Here is a 26,541-nt window from a genome sequence, read left to right as displayed (position 1 = left end):
AAACGAACGTACGTTTGCTAATATGTTAATGTGGATAAAAATACCAAAGTGAAGAAAAAAGCGTTTGAGATTAGCAATCCATAAGAAACAACTCAAGTTGAATTCTGCTAAAATGTAGTTAATGTCTAATGTAGATATCCCTCATGAACAAAGGAGAACTGAAAATGAGAAAACTCGTTCTATTTCTTCACGCATCGCTTGACGGTTTTGTAGAAGGGCCGAATGGTGAAATGGACATTGGCTGGGTTTCCTACGATGCGGATTTGGAGAACCATGCGAAAGAAATTCTGAGTACTGCCGACACTGTCATTTGGGGACGCGGGACTTATCAGATGATGCACAGTTACTGGCCATCTGTCCCTTCGGACCCATCAGCTTCGCAGCATGAACGGAATCACGCCGAGTGGATCGAAAAGACAGCCAAAATTGTTTTTTCCACGACGCTGGAGAAAGTCGAATGGAATAATTCCAGACTCGTGAAAGAAGCTGTCGAGAAAGAGATCAATATCCTCAAACAGCAGCCCGGCAAGGATATGGTCATCCTCGGCAGTCCTAGATTCGCACACCACCTTATGCAGCTTGATTTAATTGATGAGTATAAAATTACGGTTTCTCCCGTCCTGATCGGTAAGGGATTGCCATTATTCCAAGGTCTCAAGGAGAAGAGAAATCTTAAGCTAATCGAAAACAAGACCTTTGATTCTGGAGCCATAGGTCTCGTTTACCAGACGGTAAGATAACCTTGTCACTTAAGGTGATTGCTCACGGGAACGTTATTGGAACGACAACAGCGGCAGTCTAAGACTTTATTTATCAAGTCTTGGTCCGCCGCTGCTTCTTTTAATGGATCCAGTCTAATACTTTATTTTTACCAAACACTAATCAGATGTTGGTTCTTTCATAAACCATGAAATATGGGTGCATCGCTTACAAATAAGGATGGCAGCGTTTTTGTTCGCCCAGTCAAAGCCTAAAAATGATGCGCCGCTTGTGTTAAGCAGTTTATAATCCAGATCAAAAGTATCGTTTTGACAGCAAGGACAGATTATTGGTGCGCCTGCAGCACTGTATCTCATTTTAAAAACCTCCTGTGGATTTGTATAATACTTTAACGTATTTGAGGTTATTCAGGTTTCGTGCACTTGAACTTACTAGTTAATTTGGGGTGAAGTTATGTTTAGCTGGACAAAAGCTTTGTCAAAGGTATGTGAACTTTATTTTTCATCCAAAATGAATTCGAATTTAGAATGGATCTTGGTTGGCTCGGTCGGTTCGGTTCTTCAGGGCTGTGAAATGACCCCAGGAGACGTTGATATTTATACAAGGAATAAGGAAGGGCTTGACCAATTTGCAGAACTTCTTAAAGAATTTTCCCTTTTGGATAAATGTGAATTTCCTCATGGGGATAACTGGTTATCTTCTTTAGAAGAACCTACATTCACTCAAACCTTTTCTTCGGGATTTTCTTGGACAAAAGGGAGTTGGATAATCGATGGATTTAAGGTGGAGGTTGTTCATATTTCCAATTCAGCTGGAATTCCTGATTCTATGGATGGTGGGGGGATATGGGAAGGTGGACAATTCATTTGGAGCCATTTCAAAAACGTGGAGATCGGACCGTATACTATTCCTACGGTTCCGTTAGAAATACAGTTGGAATCTAATTTAAGACGAAAAAGATCAGATAGGACACAAGCGATTATCGCTGCATTACAAAAAAATGGCTATGATAAAGAACTAATCGATAAAGCCTTATCAAAGGAACACTTATCTTATTTTTATTCCCAAATTGGTTAGGCTGAGAAGGCGAGGGACTGATTTTGACCCATAATATTATTGAATACTGTTTAAAAAAGAACGGAGCAACAAAGGACTATCCTTTCGGATTCGATCCATTGGTGATTAAGATTGCCGGTAAAATGTTCGCGCTTATTTTTGAGAATAAGGGGAATTCTGCTTACATAAATCTAAAATGTGATCCGGTGATTGCAGGGAACTTGCGAGAGCAGCATGAGAGCGTTCGGCCAGGATACCACATGAACAAAAAACACTGGAATACGATTGTTTTGGATGGCTCCTTACCAGAGTCGGATATCTATTTAATGATTGATCATTCTTACGATAGGGTTGTCCAAAATCTTCCCAAGAGCCTCCGACAAACGATCTACTGAATATGGCATTAATTTGTCGTTTAAATGGTAATGGACTGGTATAATATGGTTTATAATCATGGGAAGGAGTTGTATTTATGTCTGACTTTTTTAATTCAGGACCTAATCCCAATTTGTCGGACCCTGCAGGCCATAAAGCAAACCATGATGTAAATGCGCAAAAATATCATACTGAAGGCGTTCCTGGATTTTGGAGCGAGGTAACCAATCTGTTGATCGTTGTGGCTATAATTGCCGTCATTTTTTTAGTTATAAGGTTTGTTTTATGATTACCCTAGATTAGAGTGAAGATATTGACTTTTAGGAGGCGGTTCCATTGGTAACTATCATTAGGTGGACAGAATTTAGAAGGATAACGCCTACTCGTCCATAAACTGCGTATTTCCTTCTGAATGAGGGTACTAGATGCAAGAATATAACATTAGTACAATGAAAGACTTTTCAAAGCATTACATTGACCAAATCCGAATATTAGAACACCTTTGCAAGACGTCCGACAGGTCAAGTTTGAGGGTGGGTGTAGAAAGCCTTAAGGAGATAGACGGAGATGAGGCATTCTTGTGCCAGATCGATAACCAATTAGTTGGATTTCTCAGTTGGTATACTTCGGATGTCATCGAAGCTAATATTAACGGAATGGTTCACCCGGACTTTCGTCGCCAAGGGGTATTCCACGACTTACTGAAAAGTGCCGCAGCAGATATGCAAATGCAAGGCATACAAACTTGCCGTTTTAGGATACCTTCTAATTCTGAATCAGGGATGGATTATATCCGGCATTTAGGGGCAAGTGCTGCACCGTCTGAATTCCTCATGGTTTTTAATCGGGCACAAATCGCTGGATCAAGCCACTCCGGTTTAGTTGTGCGATTGGAAGAAGATCAGGATTTAGAGTTCATGGTTAAATGTTCATCACAAGCCTTTGGTGATTCAGAGTCCTGGACTAGGAATTATTTAACTCGTACCAGAGAACCGGCACGGATTACTTACATTGCTGTGGACAACATGATTCCGGTTGGGATGATCAGAGTCAATGATTTAGATACAAATACTGCGGTTATACATGATTTTTGTGTGCTTCCTTCGTGTCAAGGCAGAGGATACGGTCGTGAAATTCTTTCAGAGGTAGTTAAAATCTTGCGAGATCAGAAGAATTCCCAGATTCGTCTTAGCGTGGTCACTCAAAATAGAAATGCATTATCCCTCTATCAGTCGGTTGGGTTCGAGGTGACTGCGGAGTTTAATTACTATGTAATTTCCGTCGATATGATTTGTTAAGGAAGCGGCGCTACTCATGCGCCTCTTCTTTTTTTATCATGCCCTTCTAATTATCACACTGAATCTAGCTATAGTTAATACTTATAACCTGTCATAGCGCATTGGTAGATCGGTATAGTCAGTCGGTTATGCTATATTAATTCTAATAATTTGTTTACGAGGAGATTAATATATGAGCATTCAGACCAAACCCCAAAAACGAACCGTTACTCCATTTCGATATGATATCGTGGGCAGCTTCCTGCGCCCCCAAGCGTTGAAAGAGGCTAGATTAAAATTCAAGAATGGTGAAATTACTGCCGAGCAGTTGAAGGAAGTAGAGAACGACGAAATCGTTAAGCTCGTGCAGAAACAAAAAGAGGTGGGGCTTCAAGCGGTAACTGATGGTGAATTCCGCCGCTCTTGGTGGCACCTCGACTTCTTCTGGGGACTTGACGGTGTAGAACGGACAATTATTGATCAAGGTTACCAATTTAACGGTGCAGAGTCCAGACCAGAAACAGCCCGACTGACCGGGAAAATAAGCTACAGCAGCCATCCTTTTGTTTCGCATTATGAATTTTTAAAAGATGCTGCTGGTGAGGACGTTGTTGCGCGTCAATCGATTCCTGCGGCTGCACAATTCCTGTTCGAGCTAGATCGGGCGGAAAACAAAGAAAGCACAAATGAATTATACCCGAATCGTGAAGAGCTTATCTCGGATATTGCCAAAGCATACAAAGCATCGATTCTTGCCTTCTATGCAGCGGGCTGCCGCTGTATTCAAATCGACGATTGTACGTGGGGAGCGCTTTGCGACGAACAGTTTATAGCGTTTATGAATCAGATTGGCGTGAACGTAGCTGAATATGCAAGCGAACTTGCAAAATTGAATGAGGAAGTTGTAACCGGTCTGCCGGAAGATCTTGTTGTAACGACCCATGTATGCCGGGGCAATTATGTTTCGACTTATGCTGGAGTAGGTGGAGGCTACGAGCCTATCGCGCAAACGCTTCTTAATATCAATAACTACTCGGGTTATTATCTGGAGTTTGATACCGAACGTGCAGGCGATTTCAAACCATTGCGCTTTTTGAAAGACAATCAGCAGGTTGTGTTAGGTCTGTTCTCATCCAAATTTGGTGAGCTTGAAAGCAAGGAGGATATTCTGAAGCGTATTGAGGAAGCGAAGCAATACGTTGATCTAAACCGGATTTGCCTTAGCCCGCAATGTGGCTTTGCTTCCACGGAAGAAGGCAACCACCTGACTGAAGAGCAGCAATGGCGTAAGCTTGCTTATATTAAAGAAATTGCTGAAGAGATCTGGAACTAACTTTAATTAAAAATAGACAGAGATAAAGATAATGCACCTTTAGCCATTCGGATGTTTATCCGTACAGTTAAAGGTGTATTTTGTTCTACAGCGATTTTACCGATATACTTGGCTAGTTCTATCTATACCGTGACGGAGGATTAGGGAAAACCTCCCTAATAAAAGCCGATAATTGCTCTAAATGAATGAAATTAAGGAATAACTCCCTAAAAACAGAGCAATATCAAGATTTACAGCCAAATCACTTAAATTTCAGGGAAGAATTCCCTGATTATTAGTCTGATGACCAGAATCCTCAGAATATTAGGGAGGTTTTCCCTAATTATCTCCAGGGCGAGCATATGATTGAGCTTTACGGAGTTTTTGTGCCACGCTCAGTATAAAAGAAATCACCCCCGTTTAATAAACGGGGGTGATTTAGCCTAAGAAGTAAGAGTGGCAGCTTTTAATTGTCTTTAGAGTGTCTTTCGCCAACCTGGAATTCATCGGCATGTTCAAACATATATTTCACGGTCAGAGGGTCTTGACCAGTAAGTTGTTTGAAGTCCTCCGTATAAACATCCATTTTTCCTTCACGAATAGCTTGTCCAAAAGTTACCATACCTTCTGAAGAAAAGGGGGCTTCGGAGCCTTCTTTAAATGCACCATCGGTGGTTCTAGGGACGCCCATTGCTTCGAATACGGCATAATTTTCTTCATCCGTATTTTCTTTGTAGGTGATATGATTGCCCGTTACTTCATTACCAATCTTAATGAAGTCGGTAATTGTCATCAATTCAAGCCCGTTGATATTTAGAATCGCTTCCTGATAGTTATTGGAGGCTAGGGCATACGCAACGGCTTTTGCGCAATCCTTCCGCGAGATATAAGCCATTTTACCGTCACCTTGATTGTTTGTTAATACCCCGTCACCCTTCACATACGTAAAGTAATTGGTTATCATGGCTTCCGCATATTGGGAATTCCGAAGGAAGATATAATCTAGCCCAACGCTTTGAATATAACGTTCGGTATACACATGGTCAATTTTTTCTACGCTTGGATTGCTTTCATCGGCTGCGTTGACCAAAGAAGTATAAATGATCTGTTTGACTCCAGCTTCTTTGGCAGCATCGACCACATTTTTTTGTGCATTTTGACGTTTCTCTCCAACAAAAGGCATGGAGATTAGAGCGAGTTTATCGGCATGAGCAAAAGCTTCGGCAAGGCCTTCCTTGTTATTAAAGTTGGTCACATGTGTTTCAATCCCTTGTTCCGCATATTCTTTCAAACATGCCGGATCGTAAGCGCAAAAAATGATTTGGTCTTTATCTACCAGCTCCAACAAGTATTCCGCAGCTTGCTTCCCTAGATTTCCATCGACACCAGTCAACAATAATTTACCCATGATCGTTGTCACTCCTTGTGGATATGATTTATACCCTTATAGTATGTGAAAAAAAGAACATAGTCTAACACATAAAACTTATGGTCGATTGCTAAATCCAATTTGGATTTGTTGCAGGAAGGAGGGCAAGGCCGGGTTTGTATTATTTTTGAGATAACCTGCTTCGATTGCAAAGGTATGGTGTGAATCATCTAAAGGAATTAGCCGGACTTCATCTTGAAGATAAGCGAGCTGATAGTTATCCGGGAAAAAGCCAATCAAATTCTCTGTGATGATATAAAACAATTCTGTCTCCACATCGTCTGCGGTTCGAAGAATGTTCGGCTGATAGCCGTCTTCAATTGCATGCTGGATCATTAGATGATAAGAGTTTCCAATAGCTGTTGGATTCAGCATGACTAGCGGATGTTCATATAACTCCTCTTTGGCGATCGATTTATGATGAAAGAGAGGATGGTGATGACTCACAGCTGCACAATAACGTCCCTTATATAAGGGATAGGTTACAATGTCCTCTTTTCCCTGAAACTCGGAATCAAAGGCAATAGCCACGTCGTAAATCCCTTTTAGCAAGTATTCTGCAATATCTTTTAGCAATACTTTATTCAGTTCCAGCTTAATATTCGGATGATGATCCTGAAACGAGGGAATCAATTTCAACAAACTTTGGATATCCGTCATCGCCGCATATTCGATACTCAGGGATTGCGTATTATACTTTTGAAAGTTTTCCATGCTCAGCTTCATATGATTATATTGCTTCCAGAGGATGAGGGCTTCGCCATAGAAAAGCCATCCGGCTTTGGTTGGCTCAATAGGGATCTGCTTTCTGTCAATCAATTGAATGTTGAATTCCTCTTCAAGCGCGGCGATTTGTTGACTAATGGTGGTCTGCGAAACATAGTTCTTTTTAGCTGTTTCCGTAAAATTTCTGCATTCCACGAGATCGATAAAATATTTAATCCTTCTTATGTTCATAGTATCCTCCGCCTGCCGCTGTTTGCTTTTATTATAACCCAGAAAGTAAAAAAGAGAGCCTCGTTTAGAGACTCCCTTTGTTGTACTACTCTTATTTTGTATAGTTATCGAAATAACCTTGGATATAAATCATTGGTGTTCCTTTATCGCCACTACCAGAAGTCAAATCAGATAATGATCCAATCAGGTCAGTTAATCTACGAGGTGTAGTCCCTTGGGCTTCCATCGCACCAACTAGATCATCATTTTTATTCTGGATGTATTTAGAAATGGCTTGTTTTAACTCTTCACCACGAAGATGAGAGAAGTTGTTATCGGCCAAGTATTTCAATTTTACTTCATTTGGTGTTCCATCAAGTCCGGCAGTGTAAGCAGGGGAGACAACTGGATCTGCGAGCTCCCAGATTTTTCCGACTGGATCTTTGAATGCTCCATCGCCATAAACCATAACTTCTACAGTTTTACCTGTAATTTCTTTGATTTTTGCTTGGATACCATCCACGATAGGCTGGCAGTTGTTTGGAAATAGCTTTACACTTTCTTCTGTAGCTTTGTTTGATCCTAGCAGACCATAAGCTTCGTTAAAGCCGCTGCCATCGATTGATTGTGTAAGAATATCATCCAAACCAAATACTTTTTCAGCACCGTTGTTTGTGAGAATGCGTTTGGTTCTGAAGCGAGTGTGAATATCGCAAGTTAATACATTTTTTGTATAGTTTAAAATGGTTTTTGGGTTGTTGGAGAAGATGACTTCACAAGCCACACCTTCAGCTTCAATTAAACCTTTATAATATTCAATATAGTCAACCCCTGTGAATGGGTGCTTAATATAGCCGAAAAACTCACGGAACTGAGCTTCTGTTAATACATCCGTCCATGGATTGATACCTTTAGCATCTAGTTCGTCGATGTCTACAAGGTGGTTGCCTACTTCATCAGCTGGATAGCTTAACATTAGGACTACTTTTTGTGCCCCTTTGGCAATACCGCGTAAGCAGTTAGCAAACCGGTTACGGCTAAGGATTGGAAAAATGACCCCTACAGTTTCTTCGCCGAATTTCCCCTTTATATCAGCAGCAATATTGTCAATCGTTGCATAGTTTCCTTGTGCCCGAGCAACAATGGATTCAGTTACGGTCACAATGTCACGATCTTCGATCGAAAAACCCTCGACTGTTGCTGCATTCAATACCGTCTGAACTACGATTTCTTCAATGTTATCCCCATTGTTAATGATAGGTCCGCGAAGTCCACGTACAACTGTTCCAACTACTCTTTCCAATATGATCTCTCCTCTAATAAGGGTATACTCTATATTATTAAAATGGTTTTAAAGCCTATATTACTATACCCTTTTAGAGCGATATAAGTAAAATTAATGTTTATAATATCTAATATAAAAATGATTTATAGTTAAGGAGGATTACAATTGGCGCGTGTGTTATTTATTAATGGTGGATCAGAGGGACATATTAATCCCACGATTGGCGTTGTGGAAGAGCTTATTTCTCGTGGTGAAGAGGTAGTGTACTTTTGTATAGAAGCTTATAGAGAACGTATGGAGATGACGGGGGCTACAGTACGAACATTTGACGATCAGAAATTTATACAAGCTTTTATCTCAGGTGGAAGAAATTATGTACTCGAAAGAATCAACGGTCTATTACTTACGACAGATATAGTTATTCCAAGCGTTCTTGAACAGATCAAAGGGGAGCATTTTGATTACATCATCCATGATTCTATGTTTGGTTGTGGACGTTTGTTAGCTCAAATTCTTAGGCTTCCGGCCATTAGCTCCTGTACTTCTTTTGCGCAGACAAAAGCAGCATTCGATGAAATGTTAGAACAATTTTATACTACAGTTCCTGCAGAAGTAACTAATCCTATAAAGGATAAATTCCAAAGCTTGACGCAAATGGTGAAGGGCAAATATGATGTGGACATCGAATCCCCTTATGAAGTGTTTTGTAATCCTGCCCCACTTACTATCGTTTATACAACTAGGGAGTTTCAACCTGAGGGAGAAGCTTTCGACCCGTCTTATATCTTTGTAGGACCCTCCATCTCTTCACGATTAGCTCCAGAAAACTTCGACCTCATGGCAATTAAGGGGAAAAGTCCAATTTACATTTCACTCGGCACAGTTTTTAACCAAGCCATTGAATTCTATAAACTTTGTATTGAAGCATTGGGGAACACGGAGCACACTATTGTGATGTCAATTGGAGATAAAGTCCAAATCACGGATTTAGGGGAAATTCCGCAAAACTTTTTCGTGAAAAATTATGTTCCACAAACGGATATCCTGCAATACACAAAGTTATTTATTACACATGGTGGAATGAACAGTATCAATGAAGGGCTTTATTACGGGGTTCCGCTAATTGTAATTCCACAAAGTGCGGATCAGCCAATAATTGCGGAGCAAGTCGTCCATGTCGGAGCAGGCATTAAGTTACAAATGCAAAGTTTAACTGCAAATCACCTACGAGAAGCCGTAGATCATGTATTAAGCGATTTATCTTATAAAAAAGCTGTCTCCAATATCAGTGAATCATTTCGGAACTCGGGTGGGTATCGACGAGCTGTTGATGAGATTGTTCGGGGAGGGGGAGTCGTATGAACAAAATGGACCGGTTGTTAGCTATAGTGCTTGAACTGCAGCGTAACAAAATGTTACGGGCGGAGGATTTGGCTGCTACGTTTGAAACGAGCGTAAGAACGATCTATCGGGATATTCAGGCACTGAGTGAAGCGGGCGTATCCATTATAGGAGCGCCAGGGCAGGGTTACTCCTTAATCGAGGGGTATTTCTTGCCACCCGTTAGTTTCACGCTGGACGAAGCAGTGACATTGCTTATCGGAACTGATTTTATCGAGCAGCGGTTTGATGCACACTATGGTAATAAGGCTAGAAGTTCTAAAGCAAAGATAGAAGCCATCCTGCCGGAAGCTATCCGCAGTGAAGCATCACAGATTCGCAAAAGTTTTCGTTTATTTGCATCCGCAGAAGATATAGCACCCATACAAGAGAAGGCATGTTTGGAAGCCATTCGTGGAGCGATATTGGAGGGAAGGAAAATAAGATTTCGTTATTCCAAAAGAATCGCCGAAGCCGATGGGAACCGTCAAAGTATTCGTACGGTCGCTCCTTATGGACTTGTGCTTCATCACGGGTCATGGGTACTCATCGCCTGGTGTGAATTGCGTCAAGACATCCGTCATTTCCGGTTATCCCGAATGAGGGAGCTTATTAATCTGGAAGATGAATTTATACTGCCAGCAGATTTTCATCTGGAGGTATACCAACCTCCTGATGATCGCAACGTTCATGTGCTTATCTTAGTCCAAGCTGACATAGCCGATAAGGTAAGGGAATCAAATAATTTCTATATGGAAACTATTGAGGAGCATGCGGAGGGGTTACTTGTTACTTTTCGCGTTCGCGAGCCAGGGGAATTGCTGCAATGGGTGCTTGGCTGGGGAGGCGGTATGGTTGTGCTGGAGCCCGTATCTTTCCGTGATCAGGTTAGAAATGAAATAGAAATAATGTTAAAACGCTACTGACATAACGCTGTCAGTAGCGTTTTTGTATACTTGGACCATCAATGACTACAGGAGCTGATATATGATGATTACAACAAAAGAATTCTTACAACGATTTGAAGAAACTGCGACATACTATATTCAAGAATTGGAGCGATTCAATCTGGAGCAGTTGAAGCAAAAGCCGAGTGAAAACGAGTGGTCCATCGGACAGATGTTTCAGCATCTCATTCACTCGGCGCTGTATATGCAGCTTCGTAATATTGATCAATGCCTTGTGCTCGACCAAGATCCCTTAGTAGCTCATGTGGGGAAAACTGAGGATGGTGCGGCTATATTTGCGCAAGGAAGCTTTCCGCCCATTCGTATTCAGGTTCCGCCTTCCGCCCAATATACGCCGGAGCAGCCGGAGAGCAAAGAACAATTAATTCAAGGGTTACGTACAGTCATTCAAAGAATGAGAGAGATCGAACCCTCTCTTGAAAAAGCGTCCAAACAAAATACCGTATCTCACCCGCGATTCGGTGGATTATGCGCGGAGGAATGGTTCCTACTTATTGAAATGCACTATCGTCATCATCTTCTGCAGCTGGAGCGGTTAAACAAAGAGTTGTTTCTGAAAGTGATGTAATACCAAAAAAGAGGCCTTTGCTAATCTACGGCAAAGGCCTCTTTTTTGGTATTAAAAGGGATCTGATAGATGGATTAGAAGTACCTTCGATGATTCACTACTCTATTACTGTTTCTGGCTTAAAAAGTTGCTCATGCTGTTCTTTGAGTTTTCCATGAGTACTGTCAGCATGAAATTGTCCACGCCGTGAAAATTTCATAGAAGGAAATTTTAGAGGAGCCCCTTTTGATTAATGTTTTACAAATTTTAAATATATATAATGGGATTTTTTCATAAAGTTAGAAAATTGTAATGAATTCGAAGTTGGATTGTAACATAATATTAGCAAATTTTAGTATATAATTACATAATTGATTGTTGAAAGGAGGTTAGTGTTTTACACGTTAGGTTTTTTTTTAGAAACGTAGAAATAAGCTGCAATATTTAAAATCTTCAATATATTACTTATACCAAGGAGCCAAGTTAAGATGAAATTAAAAAAAAGTATGAAATTGGTAACTGTAAGCTTATCTACTGCCTTATTTTTGTCCAGTTCTTTAATGGTAAATGCTTCCAGCGATTCTCAACTTAATAGTATTGCTCTAGTAAAAGCACAAATTGATTTGGAAGCGGTGAAGAATAAGATACCAACAACTTTAGAACCAGGCGCAATTCTAACTTATGATGCAGAGCAAGAACCAACCATAACATATGATACAAGTTCAGCGAATCATGCTGGGGACAAACAAGGCATAATGCGTGCATTAGAAGTACCAGATATTAAAGGAAGAGCTGCTGAGGATGATTATTTTAAAGCTGTAGCAGAATCTGTTAAAGATTTACCAGTGACAGATCTTGGATTTGGCCTTCCAGAACCATCTCCAGGCACGGTAGTTATGTATGGTTCTGATGGACATATAAATCGTGTCTATGTTGATGAAAGTATTGCCCCTAAGCAAGTAGTAGCAGCTGATGTTCCAAGTACAACAGTCCCTTATCCAGGACGTTTAGCTGCAGGTACTTACACATACGGATCAGGTCAAAAAGTAGTTATCTCGGGAGGTGCTGTAACTGGTGAGGGTAGATTTACTGTTTTTCGGGCTGGTGTAGGTGGATCTGGCACAAAAGGATCAAGTGGTAAGACATTAGAAGCAGGTGACGTCGCAACCAAGCGACAAATTGATAATGCAATCCATGGAACTCCAATCACCGCTAGAGCATTAGACACTGAAATTGTTAAAACTGTATATAAAAACGACATTGGTACTCTATATGATGCAGTTTTAGATAATTATTTTTGGGGCTGGAGTAGTCAACAATTCGGTTATACTTACAGTGATACCTTATCTTTTTCAGGTAGATACTACTATCAGTTTTAAGATGTATCGATTATGCCTGTGGCTTAAAGCCATAGGCATAATCGATTATAGAGATGGATTTTAAGGAGTGAGTGTCATGAAAAGAATAATGAACTTGACATGTTTGTTACTGGTAGTAGCATTACTGAGCTCATGCTCATCTAAGGAAGCTAGTCTGGAAACAATAAGCACACCAACAGCGGATTACATTACGATGACTTATTCAGAGTATGCTACTGCGGATGAAAACGGAGCGATAAAGACTCAAATACTAAGTTATGATACAGCTACTAAAGAGATGGAAAACGTCTTTCAATTCGATTATACAGCTCAATATCCGCTGGGCTTTTATGATAAGCCTAATCAATTAGTGTACTATACTCAAAGAGTAGGTACAGACAAAGATTATGGAGATCAGATCTTTGTTAGAGATTTGGCGAATGAAAAAAGTACTCAAATAACGAATAATCTATTTGCTGTTAACTATATTATTCCTTCAGGAAATCAACTGTTTTTTGTGGCTAATGTTAAAGGAGAGCAAGCTATACGATTAGGAGCTATTGATCTCGATACGCACAAGATGAAACTCTGGGGTAATGATGACATGCTCGTAGAGGCTATTACATTAGATCACGACAACCAAAAAATCTATGCTTCAGCTTATTCTTTGAAACAAAGAAAATATAGTGTAACTCATCAAGATGGTCCTGCGGGACAGAACAATTTTAAAATGCCAACCTATACTGTGTACGAAACAGACTACGATTTGAAAGAGAATACAAAACTTTTCAGTAAAAATTATTGGATTCGTATGCTAATGAAAAAAGAGGGCCATGTGATTGCTTTTTGTGACAAAGAATATAATAAGGGACAAGTACCCTCAACGGTTATGGATTATGATACAGTCTTGAAAACATCCAGTTTGAGTAAGTGGGAAACTACAAGATTGCAAAGAGGAGAGGCCAATTACTCAAAAGACGCTAGTAAAATTTATACAATAGCCATCGTTAAAAACGAACGAGGGTTATTCGAGTATGATGTACAGACTAAGACGTTTAATTCCATATTTGCACCTAAAGAAGGGTTCATCAATAACATTCAGGTTGTGAAAGGATCATAAAATCAGGAACCGCGTCCCATAAAAAGAGTTGGAATGGACTTAATTTCCTGACCCAAGCGTGGCCTGAACGTGATTCTTATATTCACTAGGATTAACACCAAAGTGTTTTTTGAATAACCGGGTGAAATAAAATTGATCGTGTATACCGATTTGCGTGGAAATTTCTTTAATGTATGGATTCCCTTTAAGTATTAAATCTGCGGCTTTTTCCATTTTCACAGTATTAATGTAGTGAATGATGCTTTGCCCCACTTCTTCTTTGAAGATTCTGGACAGATAGTTCTCACTTAAGTTGACATGCTTGGCAATCAGAGATAAGGTGAGCTTCTTCTGATAATGTGTGTTGATATAGTCAATCGCTTGTTTAACATCTCTATTGTGTGTAGTTACGATCTGTTGCTTTTGATGGGAGAATAGTTGGAACACAAGCTCCATTATAGATAGAACGTCAGTGGTACGTTTACTGCTGGCGATATTTTCTATATAGGTCTTCAAAAGCTTCGGATCCTCGACAATGAGATGAGCATCGCATAAGGGAAGATAATGCAGACAATTTACGATGAACTTTTTGGTTTCAGCAGGATTAATTTGCTTGGATTTACAGGTGTCGAGAAATTGCTGAGTTGCTTGATTAACGGCTTCAACCCCTGAAAGCTTCCAGTTCTGAATTAATTGCGTCGAGAAATCATGTACATCCTCGAAGTCCAGCGTATCCTTTAAATGGACATCCTTTGGATCTATAATCGTTATTTCGTTGTAAAATTGGATTTGCAAGGATTCTTTACATCGCTCTAGAGTTCGTTTTGCTTCAGCATATCCCCGTACAGGATCAGAAAAAACAATAGTAGGGGTGATAGAAATATACATTTTGATTAACCGAATGACCCTCTGGATAAAGTCTGTGCGGATAATTTGATGATCGTCTAAGGTATCACAGGAGATTAGAAGCAGCAGCCCATTAGATTCTAGCTGAATAATTTCTAACTGATCTACGGTCTCCAAGATATCCAAGATAATGTTTTCAATAAAGGATACGGAGATGTGATTTTGTCTTTCGTTTTGGGTGGCGTTATTCTGCTCAAAAGTCACGTAGAATAAATAACAGCTGCTTTCGCTGAAAGCGAAACTTATAGCATCATGCTGATCAAGCTGCTGCACATCGTAATAAGGATCGGTGAAATAATCTTTTAGCAGCGCATTTTTCACGCTTTTTAAATTGTGCTGTAATAACTGTGTTTGGGTCTCCTGCTGCTGCCTAGATTGAAGCTGCTCTTGAATTAGCTTCGTAGATTTCTCGAGCAAATGGATCAAATCCCCCGTTTTCATACTAATCTTCAGCATATAATCTATAGCCCCAAGCACTAAGGCTTCACGAACTAACTCATACTCCCCGTGGTTGCTCGCCACCAGAATTTTTCCTGCAAACCCTCTGTTATTCAGTTCTTTTATCAGCTGCAGACCATCCATATTAGGCATTTTGAGATCTGTAATGATGATATGGGGATTAAACTTGTCTACAAGTGTTAAGGCTTCAACTCCGTCAGAGGCAGTAGCACAGATCATGTATCCAAGCTCTTCCCATGGAATCATGGTTCTGAGCGCGACTTTAACAATAGGTTCGTCATCCACTAGCATTACATTATACATAGGATACATAGTATCACCCCTTAAGTTCGTATGTTTGTTTAGGGATAATTAGGCGGCAGCAGGTTCCATGACCCATTGAACTTGTGATGAACAGCCCGTAACTCTCACCGTATTGAAGTTTAATGCGATCGGCCACATTTGAAATTCCGATACCCGACAGATTGTCAGCTTTTTCAGATTTGGTGGTGTCAAACCCTTTTCCGTTATCGATGATCTCAATAATAAGGGTGTATTCATTTTTTGCGTATACCTTAATTTGGATTAGAACTTTTCCTCCTATATCTGTAACTCCATGAAGAATCGCGTTCTCTGCGATCGGCTGCAGGATGAGCTTGGGGATCATGCTCTGTAATAAAGACTCATCCAAGTCATATTCAATGTCAAACCTGTCGGCATAACGTATTTTTTGAATGGCAAAATAATGATCCAGATTGTTCAGCTCCTGCTTGATGGTGATTTGCTCATCTTGATCGATAATGGTACTACGCAGCAATTCAGCTAGTGAGGAGATGCCGTCGCTAAGGACGGGAACCTGGTTAATCATCGCCAGCCATCGTAAGGAGTTAAGTGTATTAAAAAGAAAGTGAGGATTAATCTGCGATTGCAGCATTTGCAATTCGAGCGAACGTCTTCTTTTCAGATCTTTCTTTTGATCCTTCATCAGCTGTTCCATTCTACTGACCATGCTGTTAATTCTATTGGCCAACACGCCCATTTCATCGTTGCTGTGATCTTCGATCCGGCTCGATAGATCACCATAAAAAATTTGATTGCAGAAGACGATGATTTGTTTGATTGGTTTCAGGATGCTTTTATACAATACGATAATAATTAGAATACACACGACTACAATGATGCTGACAACAATAAGTAGTCCAGTGGTGATTTTACTTGTCTCTGAATTGATATAAGAGAAGGGCACGGTAGAAATCATGTACCAGCCTAATTGATTATTGTTAATATAGGAGATTTGCTGCATTTTGCCATTGACCATGCCTTGGAAGGAATGGTTTTTCTTTGCCTCTTGTGTCTTGATTTGCTTAAAAAGCTCATCTTTATAATAGGGTTCTCCTAGCGGAGTATCCTTTTGATTCGAGGACATTACTTTTCCCTCCCTATTCATAATAAGGAGACTGGAACCTGTACCTAAATCCACACTGGAAAGAATGACTTTTGAAAATAACTCCCCACCAATAAAAACAAACACATGACCTAAGGGAACGCCAATGTCATCTTGATCAAAAATTTTCCGGCCCAGGACAATGGTATTGTAAGCGCGATAGCTTTTTGCGTAGTTAAGACTGTCATAAGGGGCATTGAGCTCTACTTGTTTCATAATTTCTTCATACTTAGGATTGGGGATGCCATCGTAGCCTAATTCATAAATAGGTTGGTTCTTGGCGTCGATGACCCGAACGTTCTGGACATATCCGGGGTAGATGGTTCTATATAAATTGTCCATGGCATGATTAATGGCAGCATTGCTAGGAGCGGGTTCATTTGGTGCTGCCGATAAACGCTCCTGAATAATACTATTGGTAGAAACAGAGCCTGCAAGATATTGATAGTTGTTAAGTTCACTTAACATCGTTCGATTAAGCAGCGTTAAAGCCTGAAATGTGGATTTACTTAATTTATTGTTAATAGATTTGGAGTAAATGGTGTAGGAGTAGAAACCTATAAAGATGATTGGGATCACGGATACGATTAAGAAAATGACGGTTAAGCGATTTTGAATTTTAACCTTGCGCATGATTTGCGGAGGATTAGGAAAATGCAGCTTCGCTTTGCGTCGACTCAGGTGGATGACCTCCCATTCACTATCTTTTACTTACAAGTTAACATAAAAAGAACTATGGAATATATATGCAGCGGCGAAAAGTGAGAATAATCTATGGAATGGATAATATTATCCATTCCGTTAACGGCTAAGTTTACAGGTTATGTGACCCTGATGAATAAGCTTGTACGAGCTCGCATTGGAAGATGGATAAGATAATACATAGGTAGGTTTGTATTGTAAATGTAAATATAGCGTAAATCCTTCTATACTTAGATTATTAAAAAAGCGTTTACAAGAATATCTTAAGGAGGGCGTTTATGAAAAAGACTATGAGTACATTATTAGCAGTAATGCTGCTAGGTGTGGGGTTGCTCGGCTGTGGGAACAGCAATAATAAACCTGCTGCCTCGAATGAATCTGATTCAACGAAAGCTGCGGGCACCGCGCAAGCTACAAGTACAACGAACGCCGGGAAGACTAAAGAAGAACCTGCTAAAGATTTTGATAACAAGGAACTTAGCATTGCTGTATTCCAAGGGGGATATGGTGCGGATTATTGGAATGAAATTGTCAGCAAATTCGAAAGTGCTTATCCAGGTGTGAAAGTGAACATGACGATTAATCCTAAAGTTGGTGAAGTAATCCGGCCGCAGATTGTTGCGGGTAATCCTCCCGACTTCCTATCCGTTACAGATACAGAGCAAAGTGGCATCGTGCTTTCACTGATTAAAGAAAAAGGACTGCTAGATATCAGCGATGTATTTGAAAGCAAAGCGCTTGATAAAGAGGAGACGCTTAAGGATATGATTCTACCGGGGATGCTGGACAGTACAAGATTTCAGCCCTATCAAGATGGAAAGACGTACCTCGCACCTTTTAATGCTGGACCGATGGGCTTGATTTACAATAAAACACTGTTCACAGAAAAAGGCTGGAGTGTTCCTGAGACTTGGGAGGAGTTCTTTGCTTTAGGGGATGAGCTGAACAAAGAGGAGAACTACCTAGTTAATGCAGATGGAACCAAAACGAAGCGGGCTTTATTCACTTACCAAGGCATCTATCCGGATTATTTGGAGGAAATTCTCTACCCGGCCATTGCGAGTGCGGGGGGAAAAGAAACGCTGGATAAAGTCTTTGCTTATGAGGAAGGTTCATTTAAGAACGACACGATCAAAAAAGTACTGGATATTTTCTATAAAATCTCTAAAGACGGTTATCTGATGGACGGCACGGTTGCCTTGAACCATACACAGTCGCAGACCGATATGATGATGGGTAAAGCTTTGTTTATCGTAAACGGGAACTGGATGGAAAATGAAATGAAGGATTCACCTAGAGAAAATGGATTTGAATTTGGGATGACAACAGTACCTGTGTTCAATAAAGGCGATCAGAAGTATGTGCTTTCCAGCTACGAGCAATTCTCCATCCCTGCTAAGGCCAAAAATCCTGAGCTCGCTAAGGAATTCTTAAAGTTCCTGTATACCGATGAATCTGTAAAACTATTTGCGGAAAAAGCGAATGGGGCGTATGCGCTTAACGATGCGAAGGAGCTTTCTAAGCCATTTTTGACTAAAGGTGTCTATGACATGTTTGAGGCTTATAATGGTTCCATTTCTATTTTACAGGGCTGGCAATCGTTACCGAAGGGTTCCAAGGTTAGTGTAGTCACTGAAATGTTCAAGAATACGGTCACACCAGTGATGACAGGCCAAATGACCACAGATCAATGGATGGATAATGTGGAAAAAGCTTTTGCACAGATTCGTAAAGAGAAAGCGGCTAGTAAATAATCTATAGTATCTCATGCAAATGCATCCTGTTAGGAATGGATAAGGTTATCTATGAACGGGATGCATTTTGTATGAAGGGGAGTGAGAAAGATGTCTGAAATGCAGCTGGCAGAAGTAGCTCCTAGACAGAGGAAATCAAAGATTAGGACAGCGAAAACCAGAAATCCTAAGCTATTCATAGCGGTATGCACGATTCCAACGCTCCTGTTGACCCTCGTATTTATGATTATTCCAACCTTTCGGGCATTTTTTATGTCTTTTACGGATGCTACCGGGATGAGTGATGAGAACAAGTTTATCTTTTTGGATAACTATAAATATATGTTTCAAGATGAGATGTTCCTCAAAGCTATGAGCAATACATTTAAACTGATGCTGGTCGTGCCAGTGATTACGTTGATTTTTGGGCTGGTGCTTGCTTTTCTATTAACGCAGACGAAGCTGAAGGAAAGAGGATTTTACCGAACCGTATTTTTCTTTCCTAGTATCATCTCTTTGACGGTAGTCGGAATTATCTGGTCCTTTGTGTTTCATCCCAACATGGGCATTTTGAATAATATTCTGGGGAGCATCGGATTAGATCAACTGAGCAGACCCTGGCTTGGAGATAGCCGAACAGCATTGTGGTGTGTAGCCGTTACACTGATCTGGCAAGCGGTTGGTTACTATATGGTCATGTATATCGCTGCGATTGATGGGATTTCTGCGGATGTGTTTGAATCGGCGACTATTGATGGTGCGGGATATTTCCGGAAGCTTACCAGTATTACGATCCCTCTGCTAAAAGATATTATTGGCATTACGTTTGTGTTGTCTCTGGCTGGTACGATCAATTTAAGTTTTATAGTTGTAACTGTAATGACTGGTGGTGGTCCGGCAGGTGGAACTACTGTTTTACTCCACTACATGTACACGCAGGCCTTCCAGAATGCGAACTTTGGTTATGCCATGGCTATAGCTATATTTACGCTGGTGTTCGCCTTTGTGCTTTCTTTTCTGTCCAGACTACTTACAAATCGAGCAGAAGGGTAGGGGAGAAGGATGACAAGCAATCAACAGAGTCTTCTAAAAATGAATATTGCTAACTGGATCACGCGGCTGTTTCTGATTGTAGCCACCATTGTTTTGTTATATCCGTTTATATGGAATCTCTTAGCCTCATTTAAAAGCAATACAGAATTTCTGACCGACCCCTTCTCCTTTCCACAAGCCCTACACTTCGATAACTATGTACGTGCTTTTCAGAAATCCAAGATGGGGAGTTATTTCCTGAACTCTATCTTTCTTGTGGTGTTATCCACGGCGATTTTAGTTATTTTTGTGGTTCCTATGGCTTATGTCTTAACGAGATTTAAGTTTTGGGGCTCCAAACTAATCCTTAACCTTTATATGGCCTGTATTTTTCTGCAAGCCTCCTATATTATGGTTCCTTTATTTCTGCAGGTGAATTCGTTCGGGATGTTAGACAATCGCGGGATGCTCAGTTTAATCTATGCTGTTCTGCAGTTTCCCTTTGCCATCTTTGTATTAAGTGGATTTCTGAAGTCCGTCCCTAGAGATTATGAAGAGGCAGCTAAGATTGACGGTTGTGGCAACACAGGAGTGCTCGTCAGAATTGTTGCGCCGCTTGCTAAACCGGGCATTGTGACGGTCTGTATGCTGGCAGCGATGGGCTTTTGGAATGAGTATCCGCTGGCATTGGTCTTAATTCAAAGTGATAGCAAAAAAACATTGCCAGTAGGTTTAGCCAATCTTTTTGAGGTACAACGTTATGCTACTGATTGGAGTGCACTTTTTGCCGCGCTGATCCTAGTGTTGATTCCAACGATTCTTTTATATGTGATAGGACAAAAGCAATTGCTCCAAGGAATAAGCGCAGGCGGAATTAAGGGCTGAACAACAAAGATATGGAGGGAAGTTACGTGGACAAAGGAAGATTTACACTGCCTGGTGAAACAGGGATGGAAGAGGTCATAGCCGATCTCGTCGAAAGATGGGGTGTAGATGCCGTACGTGACAGTGATGGCACGAATCTATCGCAGGACATTCTCGATATGGGTCTGCAAATTTATTCAACGCTTTGTCTTGTCCGTGAGGACAATGAGTGGGCGAAGCAGCATCCGCAATATAGACAGCAGATTTATCTGATGTCTGCTCCAGTAATAGTAACTTCAAAGGTGAAGACCATCGATATTATGGCTGATTATTTTGCCGAGCAATTTATTCCTAACACAGATGTGGATATAAAAAAATATTGGCAGGTTGTAAACCGGACTACAGGAGAAGTATTACCTTCTGAATGTTGGAGTTACGCAGAGGGAATTGTCACACTTGAACAGGCGGTACAATTTCACAAGTATACGGTCAGTTTCTTGGCCTACCAGAAATGGGAGCCGGTCTCCATGTACAACCACATCACGAATGATTGGGATGAGGAGCATCGTTTACCGTTGGATATTCGTTATCCCGAGGCTCAAGAGCATGTTTTGAAGGTGCTGGAGGATTGGCTGAAGAAACATCCCAAGACTGATATCGTACGTTTTACGACCTTCTTTTATAATTTTGATTTGATTTTTAACAAGGAAGGTAAGGAGAAACAGGTGAATTGGTTTGGCTATCTGAGTTGTGTAAGTCCACTTGCGTTAGAGCAATTCGAACAAGCTTATGGGTACCGATTGACTGCAGAAGATTTTGTGGATCAGGGGCGATATAACACACCATTTAAGAACCCGACCCAAAGATATCTGGACTGGATGGACTTCAATCAGAAATTCATCGCAGGTTATGCTAAACAATGTGTAGAAATGGTGCATGATTTCGGGAAGAAAGCGATTATGTTTTTTGGGGATCACTGGGCTGGTACAGAGCCTTATGGAAAATATTTTCCGGAGATCGGGCTCGACGCAGTGGTAGGGGCAGCAGGAGATGGCGTTACAACCCGTATGATTGCGGATATACCTATTAAGGATACCGAGGCACGTTTCTATCCTTATTTCTTTCCTGATGTCTTTTTTGAAGGGGGAGACCCTGTCGGAGAGTCCATGCCAATCTGGATCAAATGCCGGCGTGCGCTCATGCGCAAACCAGTTGGCAGGATGGGGTATGGCGGATATTTAAGTCTAGCGCATCAATTTCCGGATTTTATAGATCATGTGACAGAGATTGCGACGCAGTTCAAAGGGATTCATGCCAATGCAGAAGGGACACAGCCTTTTAAAGCTCCTTTTAAAGTGGCGGTTCTGAATACTTGGGGCTCCCTTCGAAGCTGGCAGACACATCAAGTGGCTCATTCATTATGGAATCAAAGATGTTACTCCTACATAGGGGCATTAGAGTCATTGGCGGGCTTGCCGTTCGACATTGAGTTTATAAGCTTTGATGACATCAGGTTAAGTGGGATTGATCCTAGTATCGGTGTGATTATTAACGCCGGTGATGTACACACCTCTTGGAGCGGTGGAGATCAATGGAGCGATCCGCAAGTTGTGGCAACAGTTCGTGAGTGGGTGGAGCAAGGGGGCGGTTTTATTGGGATTGGTGATCCATCAGCTTATGAACATCAAGGGGTTCTTTTTCAACTAGCGGATATTCTAGGTGTTCAGAAGGAAATTGGATTTACAGCAAGCATCAATAAGCCCAAGGTAACGCCTGTGCAGGGTCATTTCATAACGGAAGATCTGGAAGGTGAGATTAATTATGGTGAAGGGATGACCATGATTTATCAAGCGGAGGCCGGAGCAGAAATATTGGACGTGCACCAAGGCAGCTGCAATCTTGCCGTGAATTCATTTGGTCGGGGGCGGGGCGTTTATATCGCGGGGCTTCCCTATAGTGTTCAGAATACCAGACTACTCAGCCGAGCGATCTTTTGGGCTGCACATCAAGAGAAGCAATTGTATTCATGGTTCTCAGTGAATCCGAATGTTGAATGTCACGCGTATCCTGAGACGGGTCGATATTGTGCCGTAAATAACACTGCCGAGATCCAAAAGACAACGATCCTGATGGACAACGCTGTGATCCAAGAAATAGAGTTGCGTGGGATGGAATGTGTGTGGCTGGATATGATTATGTAAGAGATTTGTTCGCCTTCTCCTATTTTGAGATCACACACTAGGAGTCAGCCGTAACTACGGCGAATAATTAGACTTCCGGCGCTGTTATCTCCTACTTTCCTGAATTGTACCGCCTCACTTGAGTGATTGGGGAATTTCTCCCTGAAATTCCGGAATATTTGGTCATCAGACTAATAATCAGGGGAAATCTCCCCAAAGTTTAGCTGATTCGTTAGCAATTATAGTTATTCCTCTTATTATTAGGGAGGAATTCCCTGAATTCATTCATTTAGAGCGAATATTGGCTGTTTTCAGGGAGTTTTTCCCTAATAAGTTTTAGAGCCGTCCCCGCATACTGCATTAACGCAGAAAACACGAACGTTCGCCGCCTCCTTCTTCGATTTTTCAGGGAAGGGGGCATTTGCCTTTTTGAATCATAAGGAAGAATCCATCCCCTCAATGTTTTTGGCAAGTTTTTCTCACTTGGATTGAGATATTTTGAGTTTTCCGTATCTAGAGTATCCGGGACATTTTGCGATAAGCCCGCGGAGAAATCCCCTCATTTGCGGTAAATACCCTGCTGAAATAATGGATATCAGGATAACCAACCTTATCCCCGACCTGTTCAATCGGCCAATCCGTTTCACGCAGCAGCTTGCGTGCTTCTCGATGCCGGATGGAACGGAGATATTCACCAGGAGGCATGCCAGCTACCTCACGAAATAACTTGGAGAAATGGTCTTCATGCATATTCATGGCACCAGCCATGGATTTATTGCTCCAGCGGTCTGCTAGCTTTGAATCCATCTCATCGATTAAAGCTCTGATCCGCCCGGTATGAACGGAAGATTTAGCTGCATTCCGGGAGCTTTGTGTTCGGAGCAGCGAGGTTAGAACGCCGAGCAGTAACCCCCGACAGACCCATTCATAACCGGCAGGCCGCATCGTAAATTCATGCACGAGCTGTTCCATCGCATGGATACATTCGGGTGGCGGGGTATAAATGGGCTCCTGTGACAATGGCATAAAAGGAGCGGTCACAGCTTCCAAGGCAAACTTCTCGTCCATAACCTCCTCCTCATTGACCAGCATGTCTTCATCGCTTGTAATAATCGATTCCCCAAAAAAATCAAAATGGATCCCAATGAGTTTGGTTTCCGAATCTGAGACAATCGCATTCTGATGATATACCCCGGAAGAAAGAAATATCAGTTGTCCTGAATTCAGGATATATTCCTCCGTATCCATCTTTGTTGATAATTTCCCCTGGCGAACGTATAGCAGCTCGAAATCATACAATCTTCTTCTTGGAAAGAGGCAAGGTGAGAGAGTTTGGAATTGTGCGTAGTGAATGCCAGGTGACCACTCCCGGGAAGGGACCTGTTTTCTCAGGGGATAACGGGGTTCTTTTTCAGCCACGAATAAACCTCCCATACAGTATAAAATGATTTATTAAATAGACCGGAATCGTTCAACAAATCTCTTGTTCACCTAAATAAATCTAACTTACAATCTATTATAATATAAATAAATCAAGGATATAAGCGCATTTAGGGCAGAATCTTAAAAAACGGAAAATAACAAATTTGAGGAGGATTCAGATGAAAAAGGGAATAAACATTTGGTCGTTTCGCGAAGGTACTGAGATCGAAGAATGTGCACGTCTGGCTAAAGCGGCAGGTTTCGACGGAATTGAGTTATCTTTGAATGAATCGGGTGAACTTGGCCTGCAAACCACTGTGAAAGAAGCTATTAAGATCAAAAATTCCATTCAGGAGATGGGGTTAGAAATTGCAGGACTGGCGACAGGACTATATTGGTCATATGCCATGACAAGTGAATCCGCGGCGAACCGGACGAAGGCTATCGATGTATGTAAAAAACAATTGGAGCTGGCAGCAACACTTGGCGTAGATACGATTCTTGTCATTCCTGGTGCGGTTGGTGTGGATTTTATTGAGGGCTGTGAAATAGTCGATTATGAAAAAGCTTATGATCGAGCCTTGAAGGCGATCAGTGAACTGGCTCAAGATGCAAAAATGGCGGGTGTTTCTATTGGGATTGAAAATGTGTGGAATAAATTCCTGCTGTCTCCGCTCGAATTACGTTCTTTTATAGATGCTGTAGGCTCCAATTATGTAGGTTCCTATCTGGATGTAGGGAATATCGTTCATTCTGGTTATCCAGAGCAGTGGATACGGATTCTAGGTCATAGAGTCAAGAAGGTGCATTTCAAAGATTACCGCCGGGCAGCCGGAGGACTTCATGGATTTGTTGATCTACTTGCTGGGGATGTGGATTATCCTGCTGTTATGGAAGCACTGCAAGAGATCGGCTACAGCAATTATGTTACTGGAGAAATGATACCGCCATATACGCATTATTCGGAGCAAATCATTTTTAATACTTCTGCAGCGATGGATGCTATTTTAGGACGCACTAGTTACTAAGTTTAAGAGAGGTGAAGGCTGTGCTCAGAGTGGGGCTGGTGGGTTATGGATTTATGGGCCGAATGAACTTTGATCAGTATGTTCAATTGCAGGAAGACGGCCATCCGATTTCTCTGGTTGCCATTTGTGACCCGCAGATTAAAGTCCTTAAACATACTAAATCCGCGGGGAATATGAACACGGCCCACGAGGTATATGATTTATCCCCTTACAGCCTTTATGAGAATTTGGAGCATATGCTCGAAAAAGAAGAACTAGATGCTATTAGCCTTGCAGTACCTACGTACTTGCATGCTGAAATGGCTTGTTCGCTGCTGGAACGAGGGTATCATGTGTTCTGTGAAAAGCCGATGGCGAGACATTCCGCAGAAGCTTGGAAGATGGTAGCGGCGGCGCAAAGCAGCGGAAAAAAATTACTGATTGGTCATTGTCTTCGCTTCTGGCCGGGATATGAATATTTGAAGGGGATTATAGCTAGCGGTGAGTTCGGTGAAGTGACAGAGGCTTATTTTTACCGGGGTTCCGGTGCTCCTAAAGGGTGGTTGGTCAATGATGAGCTAAGTGGCGGCTGTATGCTGGATATGCATGTACACGATACGGACATCATCCATCACTTGTTTGGGAAACCGGATAAAGTATCAACGCTTGGGCGGAAGGTTTTACCGGGAAGTGGCTATGATATCGTCTCCACTCATTATTTTTATCAGGATGGAAAAGTGGTCAATGCCCAAGCGGACTGGACACTGGAAGGCGACTTTGGTTTTTACATGGGCTATCGGATTAATTTTGAACGGGGAAATGTAGTCTTTGATGGCGCGGAAGTTAAGGTAAATCCTAATCGTCAACCGGGGTTCATTGCGAAGCTTTCTTCGCATACCGGATATTACAGAGAGTTGGTATATTTCTTGAAAATCATCCAGAACGATGAGCCAGTGACCCTATGTATGCCCGAAAGTGCTGCCCAGTCCATAGAAATCATTGAGGCTGAAATCCAATCGGCTGATCAGGAAGGGGCCTGGATACGGATACGTTAAGTACCATACTTTTAGT

24 protein-coding genes are annotated in these 26,541 nt (G+C 41.4%); 17 read left to right on the top strand and 7 right to left on the bottom strand.

The genetic code is table 11. From position 1 onward, the window contains the following. Window positions 1-164 precede the first annotated feature (164 nt). Window positions 165-740: a dihydrofolate reductase family protein gene (locus NYE58_RS26610; protein WP_076217964.1), complete on the top strand. Its 576-nt coding sequence runs from the start codon at window positions 165-167 to the stop codon at window positions 738-740. Window positions 741-878: 138 nt separating this feature from the next. Here NYE58_RS26610 and NYE58_RS26605 read toward each other — a convergent pair whose 3' ends face one another. Then, complete coding sequence (locus tag NYE58_RS26605; RefSeq protein WP_076130220.1) at window positions 879-1,076, bottom strand: hypothetical protein; 198 nt, start codon at window positions 1,074-1,076, stop codon at window positions 879-881. Between the two features lie 97 nt (window positions 1,077-1,173). On the opposite strand from NYE58_RS26605, the gene NYE58_RS26600 reads away from it, so the two are divergent. The 5 genes from NYE58_RS26600 to NYE58_RS26580 all read left to right on the top strand — a co-directional run bounded on the left by NYE58_RS26600 (window position 1,174) and on the right by NYE58_RS26580 (window position 4,761). Next, window positions 1,174-1,797 carry a hypothetical protein gene (locus NYE58_RS26600; RefSeq protein WP_341003435.1) on the top strand — a complete coding sequence of 208 codons (624 nt, stop codon included), beginning with the start codon at window positions 1,174-1,176 and terminating at the stop codon, window positions 1,795-1,797. Between the two features lie 23 nt (window positions 1,798-1,820). After that, entirely contained in the window at window positions 1,821-2,171 is a 351-nt protein-coding gene (locus NYE58_RS26595; protein ID WP_076217962.1) for an MmcQ/YjbR family DNA-binding protein, read from the top strand. Window positions 2,172-2,248: 77 nt separating this feature from the next. Continuing rightward, a complete protein-coding gene (locus tag NYE58_RS26590) occupies window positions 2,249-2,440 on the top strand; it encodes a hypothetical protein (protein WP_076104342.1) in 192 nt (63 codons plus the stop codon). Between the two features lie 244 nt (window positions 2,441-2,684). Further along, the gene (locus tag NYE58_RS26585) at window positions 2,685-3,449 is read left to right on the top strand and encodes a GNAT family N-acetyltransferase (protein ID WP_179087441.1); all 765 of its coding nucleotides are present in this window, start codon (window positions 2,685-2,687) and stop codon (window positions 3,447-3,449) included. Between the two features lie 172 nt (window positions 3,450-3,621). Continuing rightward, a complete protein-coding gene (locus NYE58_RS26580) occupies window positions 3,622-4,761 on the top strand; it encodes a 5-methyltetrahydropteroyltriglutamate--homocysteine S-methyltransferase (protein ID WP_341003434.1) in 1,140 nt (379 codons plus the stop codon). Between the two features lie 445 nt (window positions 4,762-5,206). Here NYE58_RS26580 and NYE58_RS26575 read toward each other — a convergent pair whose 3' ends face one another. The 3 genes from NYE58_RS26575 to NYE58_RS26565 form a co-directional block, all read right to left on the bottom strand. Beyond that, on the bottom strand, window positions 5,207-6,148 hold the full coding sequence (locus tag NYE58_RS26575; RefSeq protein ID WP_076279201.1) for an NAD(P)H-binding protein: 942 nt from the start codon (window positions 6,146-6,148) through the stop codon (window positions 5,207-5,209). A gap of 78 nt (window positions 6,149-6,226) precedes the next feature. Continuing rightward, the gene (locus tag NYE58_RS26570; protein ID WP_076217958.1) at window positions 6,227-7,126 is read right to left on the bottom strand and encodes a LysR family transcriptional regulator; all 900 of its coding nucleotides are present in this window, start codon (window positions 7,124-7,126) and stop codon (window positions 6,227-6,229) included. Between the two features lie 91 nt (window positions 7,127-7,217). After that, window positions 7,218-8,408 (bottom strand): coenzyme F420-0:L-glutamate ligase, encoded by a 1,191-nt coding sequence (locus tag NYE58_RS26565; RefSeq protein ID WP_076130227.1) that lies wholly within the window; start codon window positions 8,406-8,408, stop codon window positions 7,218-7,220. Between the two features lie 147 nt (window positions 8,409-8,555). Between NYE58_RS26565 and NYE58_RS26560 the strand changes: the two genes are divergently transcribed. From NYE58_RS26560 to NYE58_RS26540, 5 genes are all read left to right on the top strand, one after another. Next, on the top strand, window positions 8,556-9,752 hold the full coding sequence (locus NYE58_RS26560) for a macrolide family glycosyltransferase (protein ID WP_341003433.1): 1,197 nt from the start codon (window positions 8,556-8,558) through the stop codon (window positions 9,750-9,752). Further along, the gene (locus NYE58_RS26555; RefSeq protein WP_341003432.1) at window positions 9,749-10,696 is read left to right on the top strand and encodes a helix-turn-helix transcriptional regulator; all 948 of its coding nucleotides are present in this window, start codon (window positions 9,749-9,751) and stop codon (window positions 10,694-10,696) included. Before NYE58_RS26560 ends, NYE58_RS26555 begins: the two co-directional genes overlap by 4 nt. Window positions 10,697-10,763: 67 nt before the next feature. Further along, window positions 10,764-11,306 carry a DinB family protein gene (locus NYE58_RS26550; RefSeq protein ID WP_341004301.1) on the top strand — a complete coding sequence of 181 codons (543 nt, stop codon included), beginning with the start codon at window positions 10,764-10,766 and terminating at the stop codon, window positions 11,304-11,306. Between the two features lie 467 nt (window positions 11,307-11,773). Beyond that, window positions 11,774-12,664, top strand: a complete 891-nt coding sequence (locus NYE58_RS26545) for a hypothetical protein (protein WP_076134564.1) — start codon at window positions 11,774-11,776, stop codon at window positions 12,662-12,664. A gap of 76 nt (window positions 12,665-12,740) precedes the next feature. Beyond that, a complete protein-coding gene (locus tag NYE58_RS26540; protein WP_076134563.1) occupies window positions 12,741-13,763 on the top strand; it encodes a hypothetical protein in 1,023 nt (340 codons plus the stop codon). A 39-nt stretch (window positions 13,764-13,802) separates the two neighbouring features. Here the strand turns inward: NYE58_RS26540 and NYE58_RS26535 are convergent, their stop codons facing one another. Together NYE58_RS26535 and NYE58_RS26530 are read right to left on the bottom strand one after the other, a co-directional pair. Continuing rightward, on the bottom strand, window positions 13,803-15,419 hold the full coding sequence (locus NYE58_RS26535; RefSeq protein WP_341003431.1) for a response regulator transcription factor: 1,617 nt from the start codon (window positions 15,417-15,419) through the stop codon (window positions 13,803-13,805). Window positions 15,420-15,423: 4 nt separating this feature from the next. Continuing rightward, on the bottom strand, window positions 15,424-17,163 hold the full coding sequence (locus tag NYE58_RS26530) for a cache domain-containing sensor histidine kinase (protein ID WP_076130231.1): 1,740 nt from the start codon (window positions 17,161-17,163) through the stop codon (window positions 15,424-15,426). Between the two features lie 347 nt (window positions 17,164-17,510). Here NYE58_RS26530 and NYE58_RS26525 point away from each other — a divergent pair, with 347 nt between their 5' ends. From NYE58_RS26525 to gnpA, 4 genes are all read left to right on the top strand, one after another. Then, a complete protein-coding gene (locus tag NYE58_RS26525; protein WP_076302696.1) occupies window positions 17,511-18,986 on the top strand; it encodes a carbohydrate ABC transporter substrate-binding protein in 1,476 nt (491 codons plus the stop codon). 90 nt (window positions 18,987-19,076) lie between these two features. Next, the gene (locus tag NYE58_RS26520) at window positions 19,077-20,018 is read left to right on the top strand and encodes a carbohydrate ABC transporter permease (RefSeq protein ID WP_341003430.1); all 942 of its coding nucleotides are present in this window, start codon (window positions 19,077-19,079) and stop codon (window positions 20,016-20,018) included. Between the two features lie 9 nt (window positions 20,019-20,027). Next, a complete protein-coding gene (locus tag NYE58_RS26515; protein ID WP_312150139.1) occupies window positions 20,028-20,882 on the top strand; it encodes a carbohydrate ABC transporter permease in 855 nt (284 codons plus the stop codon). 26 nt (window positions 20,883-20,908) lie between these two features. Further along, window positions 20,909-23,062, top strand: coding sequence for a 1,3-beta-galactosyl-N-acetylhexosamine phosphorylase (gnpA, locus tag NYE58_RS26510; protein WP_341003429.1), 2,154 nt, complete (start codon window positions 20,909-20,911; stop codon window positions 23,060-23,062). 492 nt (window positions 23,063-23,554) lie between these two features. On the opposite strand, the gene NYE58_RS26505 is transcribed toward gnpA, so the two are convergent. Further along, the gene (locus NYE58_RS26505) at window positions 23,555-24,460 is read right to left on the bottom strand and encodes an AraC family transcriptional regulator (RefSeq protein ID WP_076281361.1); all 906 of its coding nucleotides are present in this window, start codon (window positions 24,458-24,460) and stop codon (window positions 23,555-23,557) included. 182 nt (window positions 24,461-24,642) lie between these two features. Between NYE58_RS26505 and NYE58_RS26500 the strand changes: the two genes are divergently transcribed. Then, window positions 24,643-25,491: a sugar phosphate isomerase/epimerase family protein gene (locus tag NYE58_RS26500; RefSeq protein ID WP_076217950.1), complete on the top strand. Its 849-nt coding sequence runs from the start codon at window positions 24,643-24,645 to the stop codon at window positions 25,489-25,491. 20 nt (window positions 25,492-25,511) lie between these two features. Further along, window positions 25,512-26,525, top strand: coding sequence for a Gfo/Idh/MocA family protein (locus NYE58_RS26495; RefSeq protein WP_341003428.1), 1,014 nt, complete (start codon window positions 25,512-25,514; stop codon window positions 26,523-26,525). Window positions 26,526-26,541: the final 16 nt, after the last annotated feature.

The organism is Paenibacillus sp. FSL L8-0708 (assembly GCF_038009325.1).
Taxonomy (GTDB): Bacteria; Bacillota; Bacilli; order Paenibacillales; family Paenibacillaceae; genus Paenibacillus_AQ; species Paenibacillus_AQ odorifer.
The sequence above is the reverse complement of the archived record's forward strand: the minus strand, read 5'-3'. Positions and strand labels throughout refer to the sequence as shown.